The organism is Microbacterium sp. (genome assembly GCF_035556355.1).
In the GTDB taxonomy this organism is placed as follows: Bacteria; Actinomycetota; Actinomycetes; order Actinomycetales; family Microbacteriaceae; genus Microbacterium.
Genome location: NZ_DATMFG010000057.1, coordinates 95,126 through 116,938 on the forward strand (window position 1 = coordinate 95,126; position 21,813 = coordinate 116,938).

The 21,813-nt window shown below is 71.3% G+C and carries 24 protein-coding genes; 15 read left to right on the plus strand and 9 right to left on the minus strand.

Annotated elements, in window-relative coordinates:
• Positions 1 to 12: 12 nt before the first annotated feature.
• Both VNR19_RS16560 and VNR19_RS16565 read right to left on the minus strand, forming a co-directional pair.
• Entirely contained in the window at positions 13 to 822 is an 810-nt protein-coding gene (locus VNR19_RS16560) for an enoyl-CoA hydratase/isomerase family protein (protein ID WP_325728375.1), read from the minus strand.
• Complete coding sequence (locus VNR19_RS16565; RefSeq protein WP_325728376.1) at positions 819 to 1,829, minus strand: NAD(P)H-dependent flavin oxidoreductase; 1,011 nt, start codon at positions 1,827 to 1,829, stop codon at positions 819 to 821. Before VNR19_RS16565 ends, VNR19_RS16560 begins: the two co-directional genes overlap by 4 nt.
• 60 nt (positions 1,830 to 1,889) lie before the next feature.
• Here VNR19_RS16565 and VNR19_RS16570 point away from each other — a divergent pair, with 60 nt between their 5' ends.
• The 4 genes from VNR19_RS16570 to VNR19_RS16585 all read left to right on the plus strand — a co-directional run bounded on the left by VNR19_RS16570 (position 1,890) and on the right by VNR19_RS16585 (position 5,715).
• Complete coding sequence (locus VNR19_RS16570) at positions 1,890 to 2,645, plus strand: enoyl-CoA hydratase-related protein (protein ID WP_325728377.1); 756 nt, start codon at positions 1,890 to 1,892, stop codon at positions 2,643 to 2,645.
• Between the two features lie 90 nt (positions 2,646 to 2,735).
• A complete protein-coding gene (locus VNR19_RS16575; protein ID WP_325728378.1) occupies positions 2,736 to 3,884 on the plus strand; it encodes an acyl-CoA dehydrogenase family protein in 1,149 nt (382 codons plus the stop codon).
• A complete protein-coding gene (locus VNR19_RS16580; protein ID WP_325728379.1) occupies positions 3,881 to 4,834 on the plus strand; it encodes an acyl-CoA dehydrogenase family protein in 954 nt (317 codons plus the stop codon). The genes VNR19_RS16575 and VNR19_RS16580 overlap by 4 nt, the downstream gene beginning before the upstream one ends.
• Positions 4,835 to 4,905: 71 nt before the next feature.
• Complete coding sequence (locus VNR19_RS16585) at positions 4,906 to 5,715, plus strand: FadR/GntR family transcriptional regulator (RefSeq protein WP_325728380.1); 810 nt, start codon at positions 4,906 to 4,908, stop codon at positions 5,713 to 5,715.
• Position 5,716: 1 nt separating this feature from the next.
• On the opposite strand, the gene VNR19_RS16590 is transcribed toward VNR19_RS16585, so the two are convergent.
• The 4 genes from VNR19_RS16590 to VNR19_RS16605 are packed head-to-tail and all read right to left on the minus strand — an operon-like array spanning position 5,717 to position 8,761.
• Positions 5,717 to 6,559, minus strand: coding sequence for an SDR family oxidoreductase (locus VNR19_RS16590; RefSeq protein WP_325728381.1), 843 nt, complete (start codon positions 6,557 to 6,559; stop codon positions 5,717 to 5,719).
• Entirely contained in the window at positions 6,556 to 7,323 is a 768-nt protein-coding gene (locus VNR19_RS16595) for an enoyl-CoA hydratase/isomerase family protein (protein ID WP_325728382.1), read from the minus strand. The genes VNR19_RS16590 and VNR19_RS16595 overlap by 4 nt, the downstream gene beginning before the upstream one ends.
• A 35-nt stretch (positions 7,324 to 7,358) precedes the next feature.
• The gene (locus tag VNR19_RS16600) at positions 7,359 to 8,117 is read right to left on the minus strand and encodes an SDR family NAD(P)-dependent oxidoreductase (RefSeq protein ID WP_325728383.1); all 759 of its coding nucleotides are present in this window, start codon (positions 8,115 to 8,117) and stop codon (positions 7,359 to 7,361) included.
• 14 nt (positions 8,118 to 8,131) lie between these two features.
• Entirely contained in the window at positions 8,132 to 8,761 is a 630-nt protein-coding gene (locus VNR19_RS16605) for a TetR/AcrR family transcriptional regulator (RefSeq protein ID WP_325728384.1), read from the minus strand.
• A gap of 96 nt (positions 8,762 to 8,857) precedes the next feature.
• Between VNR19_RS16605 and VNR19_RS16610 the strand changes: the two genes are divergently transcribed.
• From VNR19_RS16610 to VNR19_RS16655, 10 genes are all read left to right on the plus strand, one after another.
• Entirely contained in the window at positions 8,858 to 10,066 is a 1,209-nt protein-coding gene (locus tag VNR19_RS16610) for an acyl-CoA dehydrogenase family protein (protein WP_325728385.1), read from the plus strand.
• A gap of 5 nt (positions 10,067 to 10,071) precedes the next feature.
• Complete coding sequence (locus tag VNR19_RS16615) at positions 10,072 to 11,250, plus strand: thiolase family protein (protein WP_325728386.1); 1,179 nt, start codon at positions 10,072 to 10,074, stop codon at positions 11,248 to 11,250.
• 20 nt (positions 11,251 to 11,270) lie between these two features.
• Positions 11,271 to 12,047 (plus strand): enoyl-CoA hydratase-related protein, encoded by a 777-nt coding sequence (locus VNR19_RS16620; protein ID WP_325728387.1) that lies wholly within the window; start codon positions 11,271 to 11,273, stop codon positions 12,045 to 12,047.
• Positions 12,048 to 12,198: 151 nt separating this feature from the next.
• Complete coding sequence (locus VNR19_RS16625) at positions 12,199 to 12,975, plus strand: electron transfer flavoprotein subunit beta/FixA family protein (protein WP_325728388.1); 777 nt, start codon at positions 12,199 to 12,201, stop codon at positions 12,973 to 12,975.
• 13 nt (positions 12,976 to 12,988) lie between these two features.
• A complete protein-coding gene (locus tag VNR19_RS16630; protein ID WP_325728389.1) occupies positions 12,989 to 13,975 on the plus strand; it encodes an electron transfer flavoprotein subunit alpha/FixB family protein in 987 nt (328 codons plus the stop codon).
• 4 nt (positions 13,976 to 13,979) lie between these two features.
• Positions 13,980 to 15,779, plus strand: coding sequence for a cytochrome b/b6 domain-containing protein (locus tag VNR19_RS16635; RefSeq protein WP_325728390.1), 1,800 nt, complete (start codon positions 13,980 to 13,982; stop codon positions 15,777 to 15,779).
• On the plus strand, positions 15,776 to 16,627 hold the full coding sequence (locus VNR19_RS16640; protein WP_325728391.1) for an MBL fold metallo-hydrolase: 852 nt from the start codon (positions 15,776 to 15,778) through the stop codon (positions 16,625 to 16,627). The genes VNR19_RS16635 and VNR19_RS16640 overlap by 4 nt, the downstream gene beginning before the upstream one ends.
• A 198-nt stretch (positions 16,628 to 16,825) precedes the next feature.
• Entirely contained in the window at positions 16,826 to 18,109 is a 1,284-nt protein-coding gene (locus VNR19_RS16645; RefSeq protein ID WP_414684198.1) for a sensor histidine kinase, read from the plus strand.
• Entirely contained in the window at positions 18,097 to 18,798 is a 702-nt protein-coding gene (locus VNR19_RS16650; RefSeq protein ID WP_325728393.1) for a response regulator transcription factor, read from the plus strand. Before VNR19_RS16645 ends, VNR19_RS16650 begins: the two co-directional genes overlap by 13 nt.
• Entirely contained in the window at positions 18,795 to 19,682 is an 888-nt protein-coding gene (locus VNR19_RS16655) for a DUF4097 family beta strand repeat-containing protein (protein WP_325728394.1), read from the plus strand. Before VNR19_RS16650 ends, VNR19_RS16655 begins: the two co-directional genes overlap by 4 nt.
• Here VNR19_RS16655 and cofE read toward each other — a convergent pair.
• Together cofE and VNR19_RS16665 are read right to left on the minus strand one after the other, a co-directional pair.
• Positions 19,658 to 20,452 (minus strand): coenzyme F420-0:L-glutamate ligase, encoded by a 795-nt coding sequence (cofE, locus tag VNR19_RS16660; protein WP_325728395.1) that lies wholly within the window; start codon positions 20,450 to 20,452, stop codon positions 19,658 to 19,660. The two genes, VNR19_RS16655 and cofE, sit on opposite strands and share 25 nt — an antisense overlap.
• 9 nt (positions 20,453 to 20,461) lie before the next feature.
• A complete protein-coding gene (locus tag VNR19_RS16665) occupies positions 20,462 to 20,968 on the minus strand; it encodes a GNAT family N-acetyltransferase (RefSeq protein ID WP_325034139.1) in 507 nt (168 codons plus the stop codon).
• Between the two features lie 140 nt (positions 20,969 to 21,108).
• On the opposite strand from VNR19_RS16665, the gene VNR19_RS16670 reads away from it, so the two are divergent.
• Positions 21,109 to 21,669, plus strand: a complete 561-nt coding sequence (locus tag VNR19_RS16670; protein WP_325728396.1) for a thioesterase family protein — start codon at positions 21,109 to 21,111, stop codon at positions 21,667 to 21,669.
• Between the two features lie 7 nt (positions 21,670 to 21,676).
• Here the strand turns inward: VNR19_RS16670 and VNR19_RS16675 are convergent.
• The coding region (locus VNR19_RS16675; RefSeq protein WP_325723015.1) for an integrase core domain-containing protein at positions 21,677 to 21,813 on the minus strand (137 nt) is incomplete at its 5' end.

Below are 21,813 nucleotides of genomic sequence, written 5' to 3' on the forward strand. Positions count from 1 at the left end.
CGCCGCGGGGAGTCACTCCGTCGTGGCCCAGCGCGGTGCGCGCTTCTCGAGGAACGCGACCGGGCCCTCGTGCGCGTCCGGGTGCGGCCAGTGGTCCTGCACCGCCCGCCACCCGGCGTCGAGGTGAGGACGCAGCAGGTTGGCCTCGAACGTGCGGATCGCGGCGCGTGTCAGGCGGATCGCCTCGGGCGATCCCTCGGCGATCCGCGCGCCGAGCGCGAGCGCATGCGAGAGGAGGTCGTCGGGCGCGACGACCTCGGACACGAGTCCGGCGGCCTGGGCCGCGCGGGCGTCGAGCTTCTCGCTCCGCCCGAGCAGCGCCATGCGCACGACGACGTCGCGCCGGGCGCGCAGGAGCAGTTCGAGCGGCTCGAGGCCGCTGACCTGCCCCACCGTGACGTGCGGATCGATGAACCGGGCGGTCTCGGACGCGATGGCGATGTCGGCATCCGCGACGAAGTGCAGGCCGCCGCCTGCGCACACGCCGTTGATGGCGACGATGACCGGCACGTCGAGGTGCGGGCCGGGCACGAACGACAACTCCTCGGCGGCATCCGCGCCGATGCTCGTGCGCGGCTCGGACAGCATCGCCGCATCCGCGCCCGCGCAGAAGGCGGTTCCCGCGCCCGTCAGGATGACCGACCTCACCCACGAGGCGGACGCGACAGCCCCCCACAGCTCCCGCAGGTCGCGCATGAGCGGTTCGGTGAGCGCGTTGGCGCGCGCCGGGCGGTTGAGCGTCACCACGAGGGACCCGTCGACGGCGTCGAGGAGGATCTCGTCGCTGTGCGGAAGGGCGTCGAGCAGGCGGGCGGCGGTCATATGGGGGTCCTTTCGGATGCGGCGGGGTCGGATGCGGCGACGAGAGCCTGTGCCACTCCCCGGTGGTCGGGGACGTCGCACGCGGCGAGGTACTCCGCGGCGAGGCGCCGAGCGAGCTCTGCGACGGTCGGCGTGTCGCGGATGAGGTCGATGCCCTGGCCTGCGGACCACAGGTCCCGCCACGGGCGCACCTCGTCGGGGAGGTGGTCGTGGCCCCGTCGCTCGGGTTGGGGGAGGGCGTCGAGGTCGATGCCGTGGTGCTCGAGCGAGTCGAGCATCCAGTTCGCGGGCACGCCGTTCACCTTCGCGGTGTAGCGCAGGCGACGGGAGTCCCCTCGGACCATCCAGTCCTTCTGGCGGGGGTGGGCGAGCGACTCGGTCGTCGCGGCGAACCGTGTGCCCACGAATGCGAGATCCGCCCCCAGCACCTCGGCCGCGCGCACGGCGGCTCCCGTTGCGACGGCGCCGGCGAGTGACAGCGTGCCGTCGAACATCGACCGCAGCCGCGGGATGAGCACGAGGTGACTGATCGTCCCCGAGTGGCCGCCGCCTCCTGCGCCGATGCAGTTGAGCCCGTCGACGCCGGCGGCGATCGCCTTCTCGGCGAACGCGATGGAGGTCGCGTCGTGATGGACGAGGAGGCCGCGCTCGTGGGCGAGGGGCGTGATGACGTCCGGCTTGCCGACGGACGTGATGACGATGTCCACGCCGTACGCGCGGCACAGGTCGAGGTCGGCGACGAGCTCGTCGACGGGCGTGGTCGTGGGGATGTTCACCGCGAGCGGGCCGACGCGAATGCCGGCGTCCTCCGCCTCGTGGGCGTCGTCCCGCAGCAGCGACAACCAGTCGGCGAACTCTCCCCGCGAGCGCGTGTTCTCACGCGGGAACGATCCGATGAACCCGGCCCTCCGCGCGGCCGCCACGAGGGCGGGCCCCGAGATGAGGAACATCGGCGCGCAAACGACGGGGAGCGCCAGGCGGCGCCTGATGCAGTCGGGAAGAGTCATCCTTGATTGCCCTTGTGAATCCGTCAATCATTATAGAGATTACATGCGGAGGAGGATCCGATGTCCGAAGCTGTTCGAATCCGCACCGAGGCGGCCGACGGCGTCGCGGTCATCCGGTTCGATCATGCCCCGACCCGCAATGCACTCGATCGCGAGACCCGCGCCCGTCTCGTGGAGGCTCTGGGCGAAGCGGATGCCGATCCCGACGTGCGCGTCATCGTGATCACCGGCGCCGACCCCGCATTCACGAGCGGAGTCGACGCGAAGCAGTTGCTCGAACCCGGTTACGAGCCCCTGCCCGTGGATCCCGCGACGACTCTGCGGTCACTGTCGACCCCGTCGATCGCCGCGGTAAACGGCGCGTGCGTGTCGGGTGGGCTCGAAATCGCGCTCGCGTGCTCGCTCATCCTCGCGTCGGAGCGCGCCCGGTTCGCCGACACGCACGCCGCGCTCGGGCTCACGCCGGGGTGGGGACTCAGCGTCGCGCTCCCGGCAGCGGTGGGCGCGTGGCGGGCTCGCCAGCTCAGTCTCACGGGTCTGCCCATCGACGCCGAGACGGCGCAGCGGTGGGGGCTCGTGAACGAGGTGGTCCCCCACGGATCGCTCCTCGCACGTGCGAGAGAGCTCGCCACGGCGATCGCCCGGCTGGATCCGGGCAGCGTCGCGAACGCGGTGGGCCTATACCGGGGCGTGCATGACGCGGTGCTGGGCGGCGCTCTCGATGTCGAGCGTGCGGCGCTTACGGCGTGGAGCGTGCACCCATCCGCCGCGCGCCAAGCCTTCTCGGAGCGGGTGGCGCACGCGGACCCGGACTGACCGCGCGACACGCTCGGAAGCATGCAGTGGCGCTGACCAGATAATCTTTATAAAGTTGGAGAAGTTCAAACTTGGAAGGTGGTGTGCTCGGTGCTCGACTTCCGCGAACCGGAATCCGTGACGCGGCTGCGCGCGCAGCTGCGTGCTCTCATCGCGGAGCACATCCCCCACGGGTTCCTCGGCGCGTTCACGCCGAACGCCGAGGACTTCGCCCTCACCGAGGCGTTCTCGCGTGAGCTCGGCCGGCGCAAGCTGCTCGCCGCGGCGTGGCCGCGGGAGTACGGCGGCGCGGGATCCGACGTGTGGGAGCAGACCGCCGTCCGCGAGGAGATGTGGGCCGCCCACGAGCCGCGCGGCGCGCAGTACATGGGCGTGAACTGGGTCGGCCCCGCGATCATGCGGCACGGCACGGCCCAGCAGCAGGCACAGCATCTCCCCGCGATCGCCGCCGGTGAGGTCGTGTGGTGCCAGGGCTTCAGCGAGCCGGGTGCCGGATCCGATCTCCCCGCGCTGCGCACGCGGGCGACGAAGGTCGACGGCGGCTGGTCGATCACGGGGCAGAAGGTGTGGACCTCGTACGCACGAATGGCGCAGTGGTGCTTCCTCCTCGCCCGCACGGGGCCTGCCGGCGGGCGCAAGAGCGGCATCACCGTGTTCCTCATGCAGATGGACCAGCCCGGCGTGCAGGTCCGGCCGATCCCCGCCATGCTTGGCGAGCACCACCTCAATGAGGTGTACCTGGACAATGCGTGGGTGCCCGAAGACCAGGTGCTGGGCGAGGTCGGAGCGGGGTGGGACATCGTCTCGGAGGTGCTGGGATTCGAACGGATCGGCATCGCCCGATACGCGCGATCCGAGCGCCTGCTCCGGGAAGCCCCGCGCGAGCTCGGCGACCGCTGGCCGGAACTGCCCGAGTCCCTGCGCGAGCGCTGGGCGGCGGCCCTCGTGCGCGCTCGGCAGGCGCGTCTCCTGGCGTATCGGCTCGTGGGCGAAGGCGCCGCGGACCTCTCGCCGCTCTCGGCTGCGGCCTATCGCATCGTGGTGACCACGCTCGATCAGGAGGCCGCCGACATCCTGATGGAGATGCTTGGCGCCCAGGCCGTGGGGGCCACCGATCACTCGTCCTACTTCGAGCGTGAGGTCGAGGACCACTGGCGCTACTCGCAGTCCTCGACGGTCGCATCGGGGACGCTCGAGATGAACAAGCAGACCATCGCGAAGTCTTTGGAGCGTGAATGAACTCGTCCTTGGCTGCGGAGGCCGTGGAACTCGGCGAAGTCCTCCGTGAGAGCATCGCCGCCGCGGGCGGTGTCGATCTGCTGCGGCGATCAGTCGAGGATCCGGATGTCCGCGCCGAGGTCGCGGACCTCGTAGACGCGATCGGGCTGTGGGACGTGCGGCCGCTCGAAGACCCCCTCGAGCTCGAGGTGGCGGCGAGCGCGAGCCGCGCGGCAGGATTCCACGCCCTGCCCTACCCGGTCACCGAACGGCTGGCGCGGACGGCATCCGACGGCGCGCTCGCGCTGGTGGCGGACTCCTCGCCCGCGCTCGTGTCGCACGGCGACCTGCCGCTCGGGTGGACGGGCGTCGACCTCGAGGGCCGCACGTACTCGTTGTCGGCGGACGGCGCGCCGCTCGGGACCAAGCTCGCGCCGTTCGCAGTGAGCATGACCGCGAATGCAACGGGCGAGCGGTCCGCGGTGTCGGCCGCGCTCGCGGTCACGCTTCAGTCGTGGTGGCTGCTCGGGCTGCTCGAGCACGCCGTGGAGGACACGGTGCGCTACACGCGCGAGCGGGAGCAGTTCGGACGCAGCCTCATCAGCTTCCAGGGGGTCGGGTTCCAGTTGGCCGACATGTCGGTCGCGCTCCAGTCCCTTGAGGCGCTGGCGAAATACGCCGTGTGGCGCTTGAACGTGGTCCGCGAGGACGCGCTAGTCGACGCGGTGGCGCTGCGAAGCGCCGCACAGCATTCGGCGGACGTGATCTTGCGCGGTGCTCACCAGCTGTACGGGGCGATGGGGTTCACCGACGAAGTGGACGTCTCGTGGCTGTCCCGCGCGTCACAGACGGTGCGGCGGCTCCCCGAGGGCCGGCACGAAGGTGCGCGCAGGCTGCTCGCGATGATCGAGCGGGTCGGCTGGGAGGAGTTTGGTCGCGCAGGAGGCACGCACGCGACCCTCGCCGTGTAGCGCGCTCATCCCGACGCTCGCCATGAACCATATAAGGTTTGTGAAGATGCTTTCCATCGAGATGAGGCACTGTGAATGAGGCAGGCGAGCGCGCACAGGGCGCCCGGATAGGTCTGTCGCCCCGCGTGGCGGAGTCCATCGCCGCCGACCTGCGCAAGCGGATCCTGCGCAGCGAGGCCGATGACATCCCGCTGCCGCGTCAGGACGACCTCACCGCGCAGTACGGTGTGAGTGGGCCCTCGCTGCGAGAGGCGTTGCGCATCCTCGAAGCCGAGGGTCTCATCACCGTCCGGCGGGGCAAGTTCGGCGGCGCGTACGTCCACAAGCCGAACTGGTCGTCCGCGGCCTACGCCTTCGCGCTCTCGCTCCAGGGACAGGGCGTGACCGTCGCCGATCTCGCGGCCACGATCCTCACGATCGAGCCCATGTGCGCGGCCGCGTGCGCGCAGCGCGCCGACCGGCACGAGACGATCGTGCCGGCGCTCGAGGAGACCCTCCGCGACACCGAGGCCCACATCGGAGACGGCGCGCGGTACTCCGCCGCCGCCCGCATCTTCCACGACGTCCTCGTCTCCGGGCTCGACAACCAGACTATGCAGCTGCTCGTGCGGGCGATGGTGGCGATCTGGTCGATCCAGGAGCAGACCTGGGCCGAGTCCGCGAACGCTGCGTCGCAGTACCCGGGCGTCGAGCCGCAGCGGGAGTCCCACCGCACCCACGCCGCCCTCGTGCGCCTGATCGCTGACGGCGACGTCGAGGGGGCGTCGAAGCTCGCGACGGCTCACCTGCGTGCAACGCAGGCAATCGTGCTCGAGCGCTACGGCGCCGAGATCGTCGACGCGTCGTCGCTCGCCGCCGTGCAGGCGTTCAAGAGCCTCTGAGTCAGTCCAGGAAGAAATCCCCGTCCAGCCCCGCGTCCACGCCGGAGTACGAGTACGGGGCGAAGTCCGCGACCCCCGCCTCTCGGAGCACGTCCTCGTCGATCAGGAGCTGCCCGGTGCGTGCGGTGCTCGGCGCCGTGAGGATCGCGTGCGCCGCATCCGCCATGATCTCGGGCCGCCGCGCCCGCGCCAGGGCGGCGTCGCCGCCGAGCAGGTTGCGGACCGCATCCGTCCCGATCGTCGTGCGCGGCCACAGCGAGTTGATCGCGATCCCGCGGTCCGCGAACTCCGCGGAGAGGCTCAGCGTGACGAGGCTCATGCCGTACTTCGAGAGCAGATAGCCCGGGAACTCGGCGAGCCAGCGCTGCGACGTCAGGTTCAGGGGCGGGCTCAGGGTGAGCACGTGCGGGTTGTCCGACTCGAGCAGCCGCGGGAGGCACGCACGCGTGAGCATGAACGCGCCGCGCGTGTTGATGTCCTGCATGAGGTCGTACTGCGACGGCGTGAGCTCGAGCGTCTTGTGCGGCCGCAGCGCGCTCGCGTTGTTCACGCAGACATCGATCCCGCCGAAGCGCTCGACCGCGACCGCCACGGCTTCGGCGATGCTCTCGTCATCACGCACATCGCCCACCACGGCGGCCGCACGACCGCCGGCCTGTTCGATCTGCTCAACGGCCTCGAACACCGTTCCGCGCAGCTTCGGATGCGGCTCCGCGGTCTTCGCGAGCAGCACGATGTTCGCTCCGTCGGCGGCTGCGCGCAGGGCGATCGCGAGGCCGATGCCGCGGCTGCCGCCCGACATCACGATCGTGCGGCGGGCGAGCGAGGGCGCGGATGCCGTCATGCGGTCTCTCCTTCGGGGGTGCGGTTGCGGGGCGCGGCGAACGCGCGGATCGCGGCGAGCGCGTCGGGGCGTGCCGCGGCGGCGGCGATGCCGGATGCCTCGGCCGCCAGGTGCTCCTCGATGCCCGTCGTCGCGCCGCGCCGGATGAGCCGCCGCGTGGCCGCGAGGTGCGCCGTCGGTCGAGAGGCGAGCTTCGACGCGAGCTCGTCGACCGCATGGCCGAGGGCGCCGTCGGCGACGACCTCGGCGACGAGTCCCCACTCGCGCGCGGTCACGGCGTCGAGGGGCCGCCCGAGGACGCTCATGGCGAGCGCGCGTGCGCTGCCGATCGCGCGGGGGAGGCGGTGCGAGACGCCGCTGTCGGGCGTGAGCTCGAGCTTCTCGTACGCCGTGAGGAAGCGGGAGCGCTCCGTCGCGACGATGATGTCGGCCGCCAGTGCGAGCCCCAGCCCGCCTCCCGCGGCGGCGCCGTCGACGGCGGCGATCGTGACGCAGTCGAGCGCGTCGAGCGCGAGGAGGGCGGCGTGGAACGTCCCGGCGAGCTCTTCGAGGTACGCCGAGACGTCGTCGGATGCCGCCATCTCGCGCACATCGCCGCCACCGCAGAAGACCCCGTCCTGGCCCTCGACGACGAGCACTCGCGGAGGGTCGATCGCGAGGCGCGCGAGCTCTTCGACGAGCGCGTGGGCCATCGCGAGGTTCACGGTGTTCGCGGCATCCGGTCGTGTCAGAGCGATCCGCGCGATGAGACCGTCGCGCGACACGCGCACAGGCGATCGCGAGTCCGTCGTGGCCCCCGTCATCGCGGGGCCATGCGGATCGCGCCGTCCATGCGGATCGTCTCGCCGTTGAGGTAGTCGTGCTCGACGATCATGACGGCGAGCTGGGCGTACTCGTCCGGACGCGCGAGCCGCTGGGGGAACGGGATCGCGGCGGCGAGCGACGCGCCGACCTCGGGGCCGAGCGACGCGAGCATCGGCGTGTCGACGATGCCCGGTGCGATCGTGTTCACGCGGATCCCGGCGCGCGCGAGGTCCCGCGCCGCGGGGAGGGTGAGGCCGACGACTCCGCCCTTGGATGCGGCGTAGGCGACCTGCCCGATCTGGCCTTCGTACGCGGCGACCGAGGCGGTGTTGACGATGACGCCGCGCTGGCCGTGCTCGTCGGCCTCCGTCTGCGCGATGCGCTCGGCCACGAGCCGCAGCACGTTGAAGGTTCCGACGAGGTTGACCTCGATCACACGCCGGAAGACCTGCAGGTCGTGCGCGCCGTTGCTCGAGAGGAGGCGCTGCGCAGGTGCGATGCCCGCGCAGTTCACGACGATCCGCAGCGGCGGCGCGTCGGCGCCGATCCCGTCGAGGGCGGCCTGCACCTCGCCCTCGCTCGTCACGTCCGCGGCGGCGTACGTCACGCCATCGACGGGCTCGGCCCGCTCGATGCTCGCCGGCAGGTCGAGGCCGAGGACGGATGCGCCGCGCCCGGCCAGGGCGCGCGCCGTCGCCGCGCCGAGGCCCGATGCCGCGCCCGTGACGATCGCGGTCGTTCCCTTGATTTCCATCGCGCTCCTTCGCGTCAGGGATTGTCGGGATGAGTGGTCGGGGAGTCCATGCGGCTGCTCATGCCCGCCACGATGAGGTCGGCGAGTGCGCGGTACGCGGCCGAGTCGTCGTAGCCGGTGGCCGTCTCGATCTCGCCGCGGTGGATCGCCTCCATGACCTGGGCGGCGACGGCGCCGATGAACGTGGCCGTGCTCGTCGAGGTGCGGGGCGCGGCCTGCCGCACGAAGTCCTGCACTTTGCGGGCGGCGAACCGGGTGTTGTCGCGGTAGATCTCCTGCGTCGCGGGCATGCTGTCGAGGTCCGCGAAGAACGCCGGCGAGGCGGGCGCGAGCTCGTGCGAGATCGCGATGAGGTATGCGCGCAGGCGATCGAGCGGGTCCAGGCTCTCGTCGGCGACCGCCGCCTCGACGCGCTCGGCGGACCGGCGGAAGAAGGCGCGCACGACGGCGACGATGATCTGCTCCTTCGAGGCCGCGACCGCGTACAGCGTGGACTTGGAGCAGCGCAGTGCATGCGCGAGGTCTTCGATGCTCGTGTCGGCGAACCCCTCGTCGAGGAACACGTCGATCAACCGCTCGATGAGCTCTTCGCGGCGCTGCGTCGTCCTCGTCGGGACATGCCGTTCACGAACCGGTCGTGGCATACTGGGAGCGTACCACAAACCGTAATTCAGTACTGAAACTAGTACCAGGCGAGTACTGGAACCGGCTCATCCGCAGCACGACGAGGAGGCGCCACGATGGCTGCGACGAGGATCCTGCCCACGCGCGAGGCCGACGATCTCGTCCGGCTCACGCGCGAGCTCTGCCAGAAAAGCCTGGCCGGGCGGGTGAATGAGGACGAGCAGGACGGACGCTTTCCGCGTGACGTGTTCGCGCAGCTCGGCGCCGCGGGCCTGCTCTCGCTCCCGTACCAGGAGGAGTACGGCGGCGGCGACCAGCCGGCCGAGACGTACCTGCAGGTCTTCGAGGAGATCGCCTCGACCTGGGCCAGCGTAGCGGTCGGCATCAGCGTCCACGCGCTCGCGTGCATGCCGGTGGCGATGTTCGGCACCGACGAGCAGCGCGAGCGGCTTCTCCCGTGGACGCTCTCGGGCGACACGCTCGGCGCGTACTGCCTCTCGGAGTCGCATGCCGGCTCCGATCCCGCCGCGATGCGCACGACCGCGCGACGGGTCGACGGCGGGTACGTGCTCTCGGGTGCGAAGGCGTGGACGACCCACGGCGGCCACGCGGACTTCTACATCGTCATGGCCCGCACTTCCGACGACCGCACCCACGGCATCTCGTGCTTCTTCGTCCCCGCCGATACACCGGGGCTGACCGCCGCGCCTCCCGAGCGCAAGATGGGCCTGACGGCGTCCCCGACGGCGACGATGCATCTCGACGACGCGTTCGTCCCCACCGAGGACCGCATCGGCGCCGAGGGCGAGGGCCTCGCGATCGCGCTGTCGGCACTGGACTCCGGACGTCTCGGCATCGCGGCCGTCGCCACCGGGCTCGCGCAGGCGGCGCTGGATGCCGCCGTCGGCTACGCGAAGGAGCGCGAGACGTTCGGCCGGCCGATCATCGATCACCAGGGCCTCGCGTTCGTGCTGGCCGACATGGCCGCGGCGGTCGAGTCGTCGCGCGCGACGTACCTCGCGGCCGCGCGCCTGCGCGATCGAGGACTGCCGTACAGCCGAGCCGCGTCGATCGCGAAGCTCGTCGCGACCGACAATGCGATGAAGGTGACCCTCGACGCCGTACAGGTGTTCGGCGGTGCAGGGTATACGAAGGACTTCCCCGTGGAGCGGTACCTGCGCGAGGCGAAGGTCATGCAGATCTTCGAGGGGACGAACCAGATCCAGCGGCTGATCATCTCCCGGCACCTCGCTCACGGGGACCGTGCCCAGACGACGACCGCGCGCGCCCTGGCTGGCGCCCCGTCCGCCCCGAAAGCAAGGTGAGATCAATGCCGAACGCCGTCATCGTCGATGTCGTCCGCACGCCCTCCGGCCGGGGGAAGCCGGGCGGGGCGCTGTCCACCGTCCATCCCGTCGACCTCGCGGCCGGCGTTCTCCGCGCCGTCCTCGAGCGCAACGGCCTTGAGTCTTCGCAGCTCGACGACGTCCTGCTCGGATGCGTCAGCCAGGTCGGCGAGCAGGGCGCGAACATCGCCCGCAACGCAGTCCTGGCGGCCGGGTTCGACGAACGCGTGCCGGCGACGACCATCGACCGGCAGTGCGGCAGCAGCCAGCAGGCGGCGCACTTCGCCGCCCAAGGCGTCATCGCCGGCGCCTACGACATCGTCATCGCGGGCGGCGTCGAGTCCATGAGCCGTGTCCCGCTGGGCACCGCCTCGCCGGGCGGAGCGGCCGAGTCGCCGCTGCTGCGCGAACGGTATCCGGAGGGGCTCATCCACCAGGGCATCTCCGCCGAGCTCATCGCCCAGCGGTGGGGCTTCTCGCGCGAGCGCCTCGACGAGTTCGCGGCGGAGTCCCACCGCCGCGCGGCGTCGGCGCTGGACGCAGGCCTGTTCGATGGCCAGCTGTTGCCGGTGGCGACGGATGCCCGCGAGGTGACCCGCGACGAGACGGTCCGGGCCGGGACGACCGCCGAGCGCCTCGCCGAGCTGCCCCCCGCGTTCCGGACGCCGGGCGTGGCGGAGCGCTTCCCCGACCTCGACTTCCGCATCACCGCGGGAACCTCGTCGCCCCTGACCGACGGCGCGTCGGCGGTGCTCATCATGAGCGAGGAGAAGGCGGACGAGCTGGGCCTGCGCCCCCGCGCGCGATTCCACTCGTTCGCCGTCGTCGGCGACGATCCGATCATGATGCTCACAGGCCCGATCCCGGCGACCCGCCGCGTCCTCGAGCGGGCGGGACTCGGGATCGACGACATCGACGCGTTCGAGGTCAACGAGGCGTTCGCATCCGTCCCGCTCGCGTGGGCGCACGATGTCGGCGCCGACCTCGCGAAGACGAACCCGTGGGGCGGTGCGATCGCCCTCGGCCACGCGCTCGGCTCGTCGGGCACGCGACTGCTCGGCACGCTGGTCGCCTATCTCGAGCACACGGGCGGCCGCTACGGTCTGCAGACGATGTGCGAGGGTGGCGGCATGGCCAACGCCACCGTGATCGAGCGGCTGTGACGGACGGGAAGGACATCGCGATGACCGAGTTCGAGACGATCCTGGTGCGGCAGGACGGCCGTGTCGGCTGGATCACGATCAACCGACCCGACGCGCTCAACGCGCTCAACACCCAGGTGATGTGGGACATCCTCTCCGCCGCCGAGGCGTTCGACGCCGACGCGGGCGTGGGCTGCATCGTCGTGACCGGCTCCGAGCGGGCGTTCGCCGCGGGTGCCGACATCAAGGAGATGGAGTCGAAGTCCGGCCTCGAGATGCTCATGGGCGACCACTTCGGCGGGTGGCCGCGCTTCGCCGCCATCCGCACACCGGTCGTCGCGGCCGTCTCGGGCTACGCGCTCGGCGGCGGGTGCGAGCTCGCGATGATGTGCGACATCATCCTCGCTGCCGACACGGCCAGGTTCGGGCAGCCCGAGATCAACCTCGGGGTCATGCCGGGCATGGGCGGCTCGCAGCGGCTGGTCCGCGCGGTCGGGTACTACAAGGCCGCCGAGCTCATCCTCACGGGGCGCATGATCGACGCGACCGAGGCCGAGCGCATCGGGCTGGTCTCGCGCGTGGTCCCGGTCGACGAGCTGCTCGCCGAAGCCGAGTGCGTCGCCGAGACGATCGCGTCGAAGTCGCTCCCGTCGCTGTACGCGACGAAGGCGGCTCTCGACGCGGCGATGGAGACCCCGCTCGCCGAGGGTCTGCGGTTCGAGCGGCACGTGTTCGCGTCGCTGTTCGACACGGCCGACCAGAAGGAGGGCATGGCCGCGTTCCGCGAGAAGAGGGAGCCGCGGTTCGAGCACCGCTGACCGGCCCGGGCACGCGACGGATGCCGCCCGCCGCGGCATCCGGAAATGTATGCACAAACGGGTGTGACCACCCGCGCAGGCGGGGCGAGTCCCGCCGATTGGGTACATAAAAAGGCCGCCGGTAGACTCGCCGGAGGCGTGAGGAGAGTCGATGAAGATCGTCGTGCTGGTGAAGGAGGTCCCCGACACGTACGGGGACCGCAAGCTGAACCTGGAGACCGGCTTGGCCGACCGCGCGGCGAGCGAGTCCGTCCTCGATGAGATCGGCGAGCGCTCCCTCGAGGTCGCGCTCAGCCACGCCGACAAGAACCCCGGCACCGAGGTCGTCGTTCTGTCGATGGCTCCCGAGTCGGCGGCCGCGACGGTGCGCAAGGGCCTCGCGATGGGCGCGGCATCGGCGGTGCAGATCGTCGACGAGGAACTGCTGGGCGCCGACATGGGCCTGACGGCCGAAGTGCTCGCGGCGGCGCTGCAGAAGATCGGCTTCGACCTCGTGATCGCGGGCAACCAGTCCACCGACGGGTCGGGCGGCATGATCGCGTCCATGGTCGCCGAGCTGCTCGACGTCCCGGCGGCGACGAGCCTGAACTCGGTCGAGATCACGGATGCCGCGGTGTCGGGCGAGCGTGCGACCGACGGCGGCACAGCCGAGGTCACCGCGCAGCTTCCGGCGGTGATCTCGATCACGGAGCGTCTGCCCGATGCGCGCTTCCCCAACTTCAAGGGCATCATGGCGGCGAAGAAGAAGCCGTTCGAGACGATGTCGCTCGCGGATCTCGCGATCGACCCGCACGATGCCGATGCCTCGCGCTCGATCGTGATCGCGATCAGCGAGAAGCCCCCGCGCGCGGCGGGAGTCAAGATCGTCGACGAGGGCGACGCGGGCGAGAAGCTCGCCGAATTCCTCATCGAGAACCGGCTGGTGTGAAGGGCGCATGGTGATGGCTGAGTTCGCAGAAGACTCGATCCTCGTCCTCCTCGACACGACGCCCGACGGGCAGCTCGCGAAGTCGGCGGCGGGACTCCTCGGAGCCGCGGCGGGCGTCGGCACACCGGTCGCGCTCGTGGTCGCGCCGTCGGCGAAGCACGAGGCGCTCGCCGCCGCAGCCGCCGAGCTCGGTGCCGCGACGGTGCTCGTGGCCGAGCCGGAGGGACTCGGCGAGCAGCTCACGGTGCCGGTCGTCGACGCGCTGGTGGCGGCATCCGATCTCGTCCGCCCCGACGCCGTGCTCATCTCGCACTCGATCGAGGGGCGCGACGTCGCCGGCCGCTTCGCGGCGCGCACGCGCTCCGGGGTCGCAGTCGACGCGGTCGGCGTCTCGCGCGACGCCGAAGGAGTCGTCGCGCACCACTCCGTGTACGGCGGCGCCTACAGCGCCGACTCCGCCGTCACGTGGGGCGCCCCCGTCATCACGCTGCGCATCGGCGCGGTCGACGCGCGAGCTGAGGCGAAGCCGCTCGTGGCCGAGACGCTCACGGTGCAGGCATCCGGTCGTCGCGCCGCGTCGGTCGGTGAGGTGAAGCAGGCGGAGGTCACGTCGTCACGCCCCGAGCTGCGCGGTGCCGCGAAGGTCGTCTCGGGCGGTCGCGGCCTCGGCTCGGCCGAGAAGTTCGCCCTCGTCGAGCAGCTCGCAGACGCGCTCGGCGCCGCCGTGGGCGCGTCGCGCGCTGCGGTGGATGCGGGCTACGTGCCGCAGTCGTACCAGGTCGGGCAGACGGGTGTGTCGGTGTCGCCGCAGCTGTATGTCGCTCTCGGCATCTCGGGCGCGATCCAGCACAAGGCAGGCATGCAGACGGCGAAGACGATCGTCGCGATCAACAAGGATGCGGATGCCCCGATCTTCGAGATCGCGGACTTCGGCGTCGTGGGCGACGTGTTCCAGGTCGTCCCCCAGCTGATCGCGGCCCTCGAGGCGAAGAAGGCGTAACCGAATGGCAACGTACGGCCGCACGCTGCGCCGCGGGCTCCCGCGCGTGGCCGGGGGAGAGCCGTGGCCGCCGAACGGCGAGGTGCCCGAGGGCGCATTGAGCGCCGCTCCCGCCGCGGAGGAGTCGGTCGGGGAGTCGGTGGCCGCCGAGCCGACGGGTGCGGCGCAGACGGTTGCGGATGCCGCACCGGAGGTCGCGCAGACGGTCGCGGATGCCGCGCCACAGGTGGCGGCGCAGGCGGCGCCCGCCGCCGCGACTGCCGCGGTCGGCGTACGCCGGGTGCGTCGCGGACTGCCGCGCACGCCGGGCGGAGAGCCGTGGCCGCCCGAGTCGCTCGTGCAGTCCGCGCCGGCGGCGGACGTGCCGACCACGGCGGCAGCCGAGCGAGCGGACACTTCCACCCCGGTCGCAGAGCCAGCGCAGCGAGACGAAGCGTCCGCCGCCGCCACGACAGCGCCCGCCACCGCTGCAGGAACCCGCCCGCTGCGCCGCGGACTTCCGCGCACGCCGGGCGGAGAGCCGTGGCCTCCTTCCGGCTTCGCACCGGATCGCGCCGCCGCGGGGGCCGCCGCTTCGTCTCGCTTCGCTCGCTCAGCGACCGAGGGGGAGGCGCCTGCGCCCGCCGAGACGCCGGCGCCCTCTGCGGAAGCAGCCGAAGCAGCCGCGTCCGCACAGGGGCGCGCCGCGCGTACCGGCCTCCCGCGTCCGGGCGCGGCGCCCGCCGCGGCATCCGCCCCCGCCGCGGCATCCGCCCCCGCCGCGGCATCCGCGGCTACAACCACCGCCACCGCGACCGCACCGGTCGCCGAAGCCGGTCCCCGCGCGCCGCTGCCGTTCACCCAGACGGTGTGGCCGGGGGCGGCGGCATCCGTTCGACCTGAGCCTCGACCCGAGCCGAAGCGCATCGGGCCGTTCACGCGGGGCCAATGGGTCGGCGCGGCGATCGTCGGCGGGCTCGGACTGCTGTTCGCCGCCGGCATGGCCGTCCTGTTCGTGCGCTGGTTCCTGAGCCTCGAGGTCATGCAGGACTTCCTCGCGACGTACCCGGGCGAGTACCACCTGCCCGAAGGAGCGCCCGTGGGTCTGCCGCCGTGGCTCGGCTGGCAGCACTTCTTCAACGTGTTCCTGATCGTGCTGATCATCCGCTCCGGTCTGCGTGTGCGCACCGAGAAGCGACCGACCGCGTTCTGGTCGCCGCGCTGGAACAGCAAGCGCAAGATCAGCCTCGCGCTGTGGTTCCACCAGTCGCTCGACATCCTGTGGTTCGTCAACGGCGTGATCTTCGTCGTGCTGCTGTTCGTGACCGGGCAGTGGATGCGGATCGTGCCGACGAGCTGGGAGGTGTTCCCGAACGCGATCTCGGCCGCACTGCAGTACGTGTCGCTCGACTGGCCGACCGAGAACGGGTGGGTGAACTACAACTCGCTCCAGCAGCTCGCGTACTTCACGACCGTGTTCATCGCGGCCCCGCTCGCGGCCGTCACCGGCGTGCGCATGAGCGGGGTGTGGCCGAAGAACGCCACCGGACTCAACAAGCTGTATCCGGTCGAGTGGGCGCGGGCGATCCACTTCCCCGTGATGATCTACTTCGTGCTGTTCATCTTCGTGCACGTGGTACTCGTGTTCGCGACCGGCGCCCTGCGCAACCTGAACCACATGTACGCGTCGCAGGACGTCGAGAACTGGGTCGGCTTCTGGATCTTCGTCGCCTCGATGGTCGTCATCGCGGCCGCGTGGGTCGCGGCCCGGCCCATGGTGCTCGCGCCGATCGCGCGCCTGTTCGGCAAGGTCAGCGCCCGGTGATCCGCCCGGTGCTCGCGGCCGAGCGGTGGACGCATCAGGTCACCCGACTCCTCGCCCCGAACGCCGGACCGATGACGCTCGACGGCACGAACTCGTTCATCATCCGCGCGCCGGGTCACACCGGGGCGATCGTCGTGGATCCCGGTCCCGACGACGACGAGCACCTCGACCGGCTGCAGGCCGAGGGGCCCGTCGAGCTGATCCTGCTGACGCATCACCATCGCGACCATGTGGAGGGCGCGCCACGGTTCGCCGAGCAGACCGGCGCACCGGTGCGCGCGTTCGACCCGAGCCTGTGCCACGACGGGCCGCCCCTCGCCGCAGGCGAGCGGATCGAGGCGGGCGGCGTGCGGCTGGATGTCGTCGCGACCCCGGGCCACACCGCCGACTCCGTGAGCTTCCACCTCCCCGACGACACCGCCGTCGAAGACGGGGCCCGCGACGCACCCGCGCTCCGCGGAGACGCCTCCGCGGGCGGGACGATGATCACGGGCGACACGATCCTCGGCCGCGGTTCGACGATCATCGCGCACCCCGGCGGGTCGCTCGGCGCCTACCTGCGCAGCCTCGAGCGGCTCGCGGAGTTCGGGGCGATCCCCGTGCTCCCCGCGCACGGACCGGGGCTTCCCGATCTCGCCGACGTGTGCGCGCGCTACGCCGCTCACCGCGCATCGCGTCTCGACGAGGTGCGCACCGCGCTCGACAAGCTCGGTCGCGAGCCGTCGGGCGATCCGGAGCTCGTGACCGCCGTGGTCAACCTCGTGTATTCACGCGTCGACCCGGCCGTGCGCTTCGCCGCGGAAGCGTCCACGCGCGCCCAACTCGAGTACCTCGCGCAGTCGGACTGAGGGCGGGGGCGGTCTCCACCCATCCGAGATTGCGCGAACTGCAATCGGATGCGGCATCCGCCCGTCATTCGTGCGATCTCGGCGTCCGTCACCGGCCGGTCCCGGCGCGATGACCGGCCCGTGACCGGGGGTTAACCCGACAAAAGAACTCCGGATGCCTCTGGCGCGCATCACGGCGCCCGCCCGTACGTTGGGGGTATGTCCTCCGAACGTCCTGACACCCTTCGACGCGTGTCGTCTCCGGCGCGCGTCGCGGGTGCGATCGCACAGCTCGCCGCCCTCGGCGTGATCGGCCCCGCGCTGTTCGCGGTGCTGTTCACCCTGCTCGGGCTGAGCATCGGCCTCCTGCCGGTGCTCGGCATCGGGCTCATCTTCTTCCTCGGCCTCGTGTACGCGCTCTTCGCCGTGGGCTGGCTGGAGACCGCCCGCGTCGACGGTCTCTACGGCTTCGGACTCCCCGTCGGCCGGCCGCGCACGAGCGGCCGCCCCGGGTTCGCCGGGTTCATGCGCACGATCGGGCTGCAGATCATCGACCCGACGACGTGGCGCGCGATCGCGAACTTCGCCATCTCGACGATCCTCGGCTGGATCGTGCTGTTCCTCGTGGGTGTCTTCGCCTCGGGCGTCGTGCTCGCGTTCTCGCCCCTGTTCGCCGACGCGAGCGCCGTGCGGCTCGCCCGCACCGCGATCGACGTGCCGATCGCGTGGGCGGTGCCGATCGGCATCCTCTCCGCCATCGTCGCTCTCGCCGCGATCGTCGGCCTGGCGCTCCTGCATGGGGTGATCGCCCGTGCGATCGTCGTCCCCTCACGAGAGGCCCAGCTCGCCGAGGCAGCGCGCACATCGAGCGTCCAGCACGCGGGGGCCGTCCGCGCCGCCGACGTCGAGCGCACGCGCATCGAGCGCGACCTCCACGATGGCGTTCAGCCGCGGCTCGTCTCGGTCGGCATGACCCTGGGCCTCGCGCAGCAGAAGATCGACAGCGACCCGGATGCCGCGAAGGAGCTCATCTCCGAGGCGCACACCTCGACGAAGGCCGCCATCACCGAGCTGCGCCAGCTCGCACGCGGCATCCACACCGCCGTGCTCGACGACCGCGGTCTCGACGCGGCGCTCTCCGCCCTCGCGGCGCGGTCCGTGATACCGGTGCACCTCGACGTGCGACTGGACGGACGCTGCAGCCGCGACGCGGAGGCCGCCGCCTACTTCGCGATCGCCGAGGCGCTCACGAACGCGACGAAGCACTCCCGCGGCACGGAGGTGCGCGTGGTCGTGCGGCTGCGCGACGGCGCCACCCCCGAGGCGGGCCGCACGCTGTGGGCACGCGTCGAGGACAACGGCGTGGGCGGTGCCCGCGTCATGCCGGGTGGGGGGCTCGACGGCATCGTCAACCGCGTGGTCGCCGCTCGCGGCGAGGCGCGCATCGACAGCCCTGTCGGCGGGCCGACCAGCGTGGAGGTGAGCATCCCGTGCGCATCCTGATCTGCGAGGATTCCGCCCTGCTGCGCGAAGGTCTCGTGCGCGTCCTCGAAGACGCCGGCCACGACGTGGTCGCCGCCCTCGCCGACGCGACCCACCTCGACGAGACCGTCGACGAGACCAACCCCGACCTCACGATCATCGACGTGCGGCTCCCGCCCACGTGGACCGACGAGGGCGTGCGCGCGGCGATCGCCCTGCGCGCCCGGCTCCCGCGGCTCGCGGTGCTCGTGCTGTCGCAGTACGTCGAGGAGCGCTACGCGTCCGACCTCATCGCGTCGAGCGACGGCGCGCTCGGGTACCTCCTCAAGGACCGTGTGGCGGACGTCTCCGACTTCCTCGAGGCGATCGATCGCATCGCGGGCGGCGCGACAGTGCTCGACCCCGAAGTGGTCGCGCAGCTGCTCAACAGGCGGAGGAAGGACGAGCGGATGCAGCGCCTCACCGACCGCGAGGCAACCGTTCTCGCCCTCATCGCCGAAGGCCGGTCGAACCAGGCCATCGCGAAGACGCTGCACGTCACCGAGGGAAGCGTCGAGAAGCACATCACGGCCGTCTTCCAGAAGCTCGACCTCGAGCCGGACGAGTCCGGCAACCGGCGGGTGCTCGCAGCGCTCGCCCACCTCGAACACGGCGGGTCCCGACCCGCGACGCCAGGCGGCCCGACGCCGCAGATGGGAACGAACCGATGAGCACGACGCTGAACCCACCCCCGCCCGCGACACCCGCCGGGCCGCCCCCGGTCCCGGGTCAGAACCCGCCGGGAGGCTCGCCGCAGCGACCGCCGTCGAGCGCCGGCCGTGTGGTCGCGATCCTCGCGATCGTGTTCGGAAGCCTCGTGATCGTCGGCGCGATCGTCTCGGCGGTCGTCGGCACGATCGTGTCGGCATCCGTGCACACGACGAACCGCACCGTCGAGGTCGCCGGCGTCGATCGCCTCGACATCGACGCGGCGGCCGGATCGCTGCGCGTGGAGTTCGGATCGGTGCGCGAGGCCGAGCTCGAGGTCACGAGCTCGTGGGGTGCCGACCGTTGGGTGCTCGAGCGCGACGGCGGTGACCTGGTCGTGAGCTCGCCCCGCATGTGGGGTCCGTGGTGGATCTTCGGCGGCTGGTTCGGCGGTCCCGGCGATGCAGTGCTGCGCCTGCCGCAGTCGCTCGAGGGCCTCGACGCCGACATCACGTTCTCGGCGGGGACGCTCGACGTGGAGGGCGAGTTCGCCGAGCTCGACCTCACAATGAACGCGGGCCGCGCCGACATCGCGGGCTCCGCCGAATCGCTGAAGGCCGACATGAACGCCGGCCGCGCCGATCTCGAACTCGCGGATGTCGCGACGGCGAACCTCATCGTCAACGCCGGCTCTCTCGACGCGGCCCTGACGGGCTCTCAGCCCGACGAGGTCACCGTGGACCTGAGCGCCGGATCGCTCAACCTCTCCGTGCCCCAGGGCGACTACGTGGTGACGTCGGACGTCTCGGCCGGCGGCTTCGACAACCGCATCGGGTCGGACCCGAGCGCGTCCAGCACGATCCACGTGGAGGTGTCGGCCGGTCAGGTCACGCTGCGTTCGCGCTGAGCGGGGGAGGAGGGGTTCGCGGCCGCTCTGCCGGCCGCGAACCCCTCTGCATACGCCTCGTCAGTGCCGAGGCGGAACATGTCGCGGTCGAGCGAGCGCACGATGGAGCGCGCGCCCGGGAGATCGAGGTCGCCCACGAGGTCGGCGCGTCCGCGCACGACGGCGACCGGCAGCCGCGAGGCCTTGCCCTTCACCAGGTCTGCTGCGGCGGCGAGCTCGTCGGCGACGCACGGCATCGTGACGATGAGGGGGCGGCCCTCGGCATCCGTCGCGCCCCGCAGATCCTCGAACACATGGACCCCGCCCGCGCCGATCGCGTGGTCGATCTGACCGTCGCGCCACGCGCGGCCGAGCGTGTCGGACACGATGACTCCGACGCGCACGCCGAGACGCGATCGGAGGCCCGCCGCGAGGGCGCGGGCCGAGGCATCCGGATCCTCCGGCAGCAGCAGGACGGTGCCGTGGGCCGTGTTCGAGGCGTCGACGCCGGCGGCGGCCGACACGATGCCGAGGCGGTTCTGCACGATGCGGGTCACGTGCCCGGTCTCGGACGTGCGCGTGGCGACGACTCGCACCGTCTCGGCCGTGATCGCGTCATCGCGGTCGTCGGCCTTCACGATGCGGCCCTCGGCCTTGGACACGATCTTCGACGTCACCACGAGGATGTCGCCGTCTTCGAGCGTGTCGGCCACGGCGTCCGCGATCACCTCGACGAGGTCGGTGCCGGGCGTCACCTCGGGGATGCCCGGCAGGGCCCACACCTGCAGCACGTCAGGCGCTCAGCGGACGAATCGCACCTCGGTCAGCGTCTCGCCGAGGAAGGGCTCGGTGTGCGAGGCGCCGTCGAGGGTGAACCCGTTGCGGGTGTAGAAGCGGTGGGCGCGCGGATTGTCTTCGGCGACCCACAGGTAGAGCGGCTCGCCCTCGCGCACGACGGAGTCGAACAGCTTCTGGCCGATGCCGGTGCCGTGCCACGCGTCGAGCAGGTAGATGAAGTACAGCTCGCGGTTGCGCGGCGCGTCCTTGTCGCGGGCGGGGCCCGATCCGGCGAAGCCGACGATCTCGCCGTCGACGAGGGCGGCGCACATCGTGAACTCGGGGCCCTGGACGGCCCAGTGGGTCCACAGCTCGGCGAGGCGCTTCGGCGAGATGCGCTCGAGCGCCGCCTTGCTGATGAGGTGGTCGTAGGTCTCGTGCCAGCAGGTGGCGTGCACGCGGCCGAGGGCCTCGGCGTCGACGTCGCGCACAGGGCGGACGACGATGTCAGTCTGCAGTTCGGCGTTCATGGCCAGACTCTACGCGCGGGCTCGCGAGGAGTGAAATCGGCGGTTCCCGACGGGGACTGAGCACAGGAAACCCGGGCTTTTCTGTCGGAGAGCGACAACCGAATCGCCCGAAGACACGTCGATCACTACGATCGCTCCCCGTGAATGTGATCTGGCGCACCCTCCTCACGATCTGGCGCGCGCGGTGGATGCTGCGCCGGAACGGCCCCGTCGCCCCCGACTCCGTCGGGCGCGTGCGCCTCCACACGCTGCCCACCGACCTCGACCTGCTCGGCCACATGAACAACGGTCGCTACGCGTCGCTGTTCGACCTCGGGCGCTTCGACCTCATGATCCGCACCGGCTTGTGGGATCTCCTCAAGGAGAAGCGCTGGTACGCCGTCGTCGCGAGCGAGACCATCACGTTCCGCAAGTCGCTCGAGCTGTGGCAGGCGTTCACGGTCGAGTCCCGCCTCATCGGGCACGACGACAAGGCGACGTACATGATGCACCGCGCGGTGGTCGACGGAGAGGTCTACGCGCAGATGGTCGTGCGCGCCCGGTTCCTGCGCCGCGGGGGAGGGGTCATCCCGCTCGAGGAGCTCTTCGAGGCTCTGCACCGGCCCGACAACCTCCCCGAGCTCGAGCCCTGGGTCCGTGAATGGGCGGCTTCGGCGGCCCTTCCGTCGACGAAGGCGCCCGCGCCGAGCGTGTGGGCATGACTCCGCGCTAGCTGTTCTTCCCCGTGAGGTTGTGAACGCGTTCTGCGGGTGTTGAGCCGCCGAGGCCGGTGTGGGGTCGGTGGTGATTGTAGTGATGGAGCCAGTCGGCGTAGGTGGCTTCGCGTTGGGATTCAGATTCATAGG

Coding starts and splice junctions, on each gene's coding strand:
- VNR19_RS16560 (WP_325728375.1), bottom strand. CDS start 822: ATGACCGCCGCCCGCCTGCTCGACGCCCTTCCGCACAGCGACGAGATC.
- VNR19_RS16565 (WP_325728376.1), bottom strand. CDS start 1,829: ATGACTCTTCCCGACTGCATCAGGCGCCGCCTGGCGCTCCCCGTCGTT.
- VNR19_RS16570 (WP_325728377.1), top strand. CDS start 1,890: ATGTCCGAAGCTGTTCGAATCCGCACCGAGGCGGCCGACGGCGTCGCG.
- VNR19_RS16580 (WP_325728379.1), top strand. CDS start 3,881: ATGAACTCGTCCTTGGCTGCGGAGGCCGTGGAACTCGGCGAAGTCCTC.
- VNR19_RS16590 (WP_325728381.1), bottom strand. CDS start 6,559: ATGACGGCATCCGCGCCCTCGCTCGCCCGCCGCACGATCGTGATGTCG.
- VNR19_RS16600 (WP_325728383.1), bottom strand. CDS start 8,117: ATGGAAATCAAGGGAACGACCGCGATCGTCACGGGCGCGGCATCGGGC.
- VNR19_RS16605 (WP_325728384.1), bottom strand. CDS start 8,761: ATGCCACGACCGGTTCGTGAACGGCATGTCCCGACGAGGACGACGCAG.
- VNR19_RS16610 (WP_325728385.1), top strand. CDS start 8,858: ATGGCTGCGACGAGGATCCTGCCCACGCGCGAGGCCGACGATCTCGTC.
- VNR19_RS16615 (WP_325728386.1), top strand. CDS start 10,072: ATGCCGAACGCCGTCATCGTCGATGTCGTCCGCACGCCCTCCGGCCGG.
- VNR19_RS16620 (WP_325728387.1), top strand. CDS start 11,271: ATGACCGAGTTCGAGACGATCCTGGTGCGGCAGGACGGCCGTGTCGGC.
- VNR19_RS16625 (WP_325728388.1), top strand. CDS start 12,199: ATGAAGATCGTCGTGCTGGTGAAGGAGGTCCCCGACACGTACGGGGAC.
- VNR19_RS16630 (WP_325728389.1), top strand. CDS start 12,989: ATGGCTGAGTTCGCAGAAGACTCGATCCTCGTCCTCCTCGACACGACG.
- VNR19_RS16635 (WP_325728390.1), top strand. CDS start 13,980: ATGGCAACGTACGGCCGCACGCTGCGCCGCGGGCTCCCGCGCGTGGCC.
- VNR19_RS16645 (WP_414684198.1), top strand. CDS start 16,826: ATGTCCTCCGAACGTCCTGACACCCTTCGACGCGTGTCGTCTCCGGCG.
- VNR19_RS16655 (WP_325728394.1), top strand. CDS start 18,795: ATGAGCACGACGCTGAACCCACCCCCGCCCGCGACACCCGCCGGGCCG.
- VNR19_RS16665 (WP_325034139.1), bottom strand. CDS start 20,968: ATGAACGCCGAACTGCAGACTGACATCGTCGTCCGCCCTGTGCGCGAC.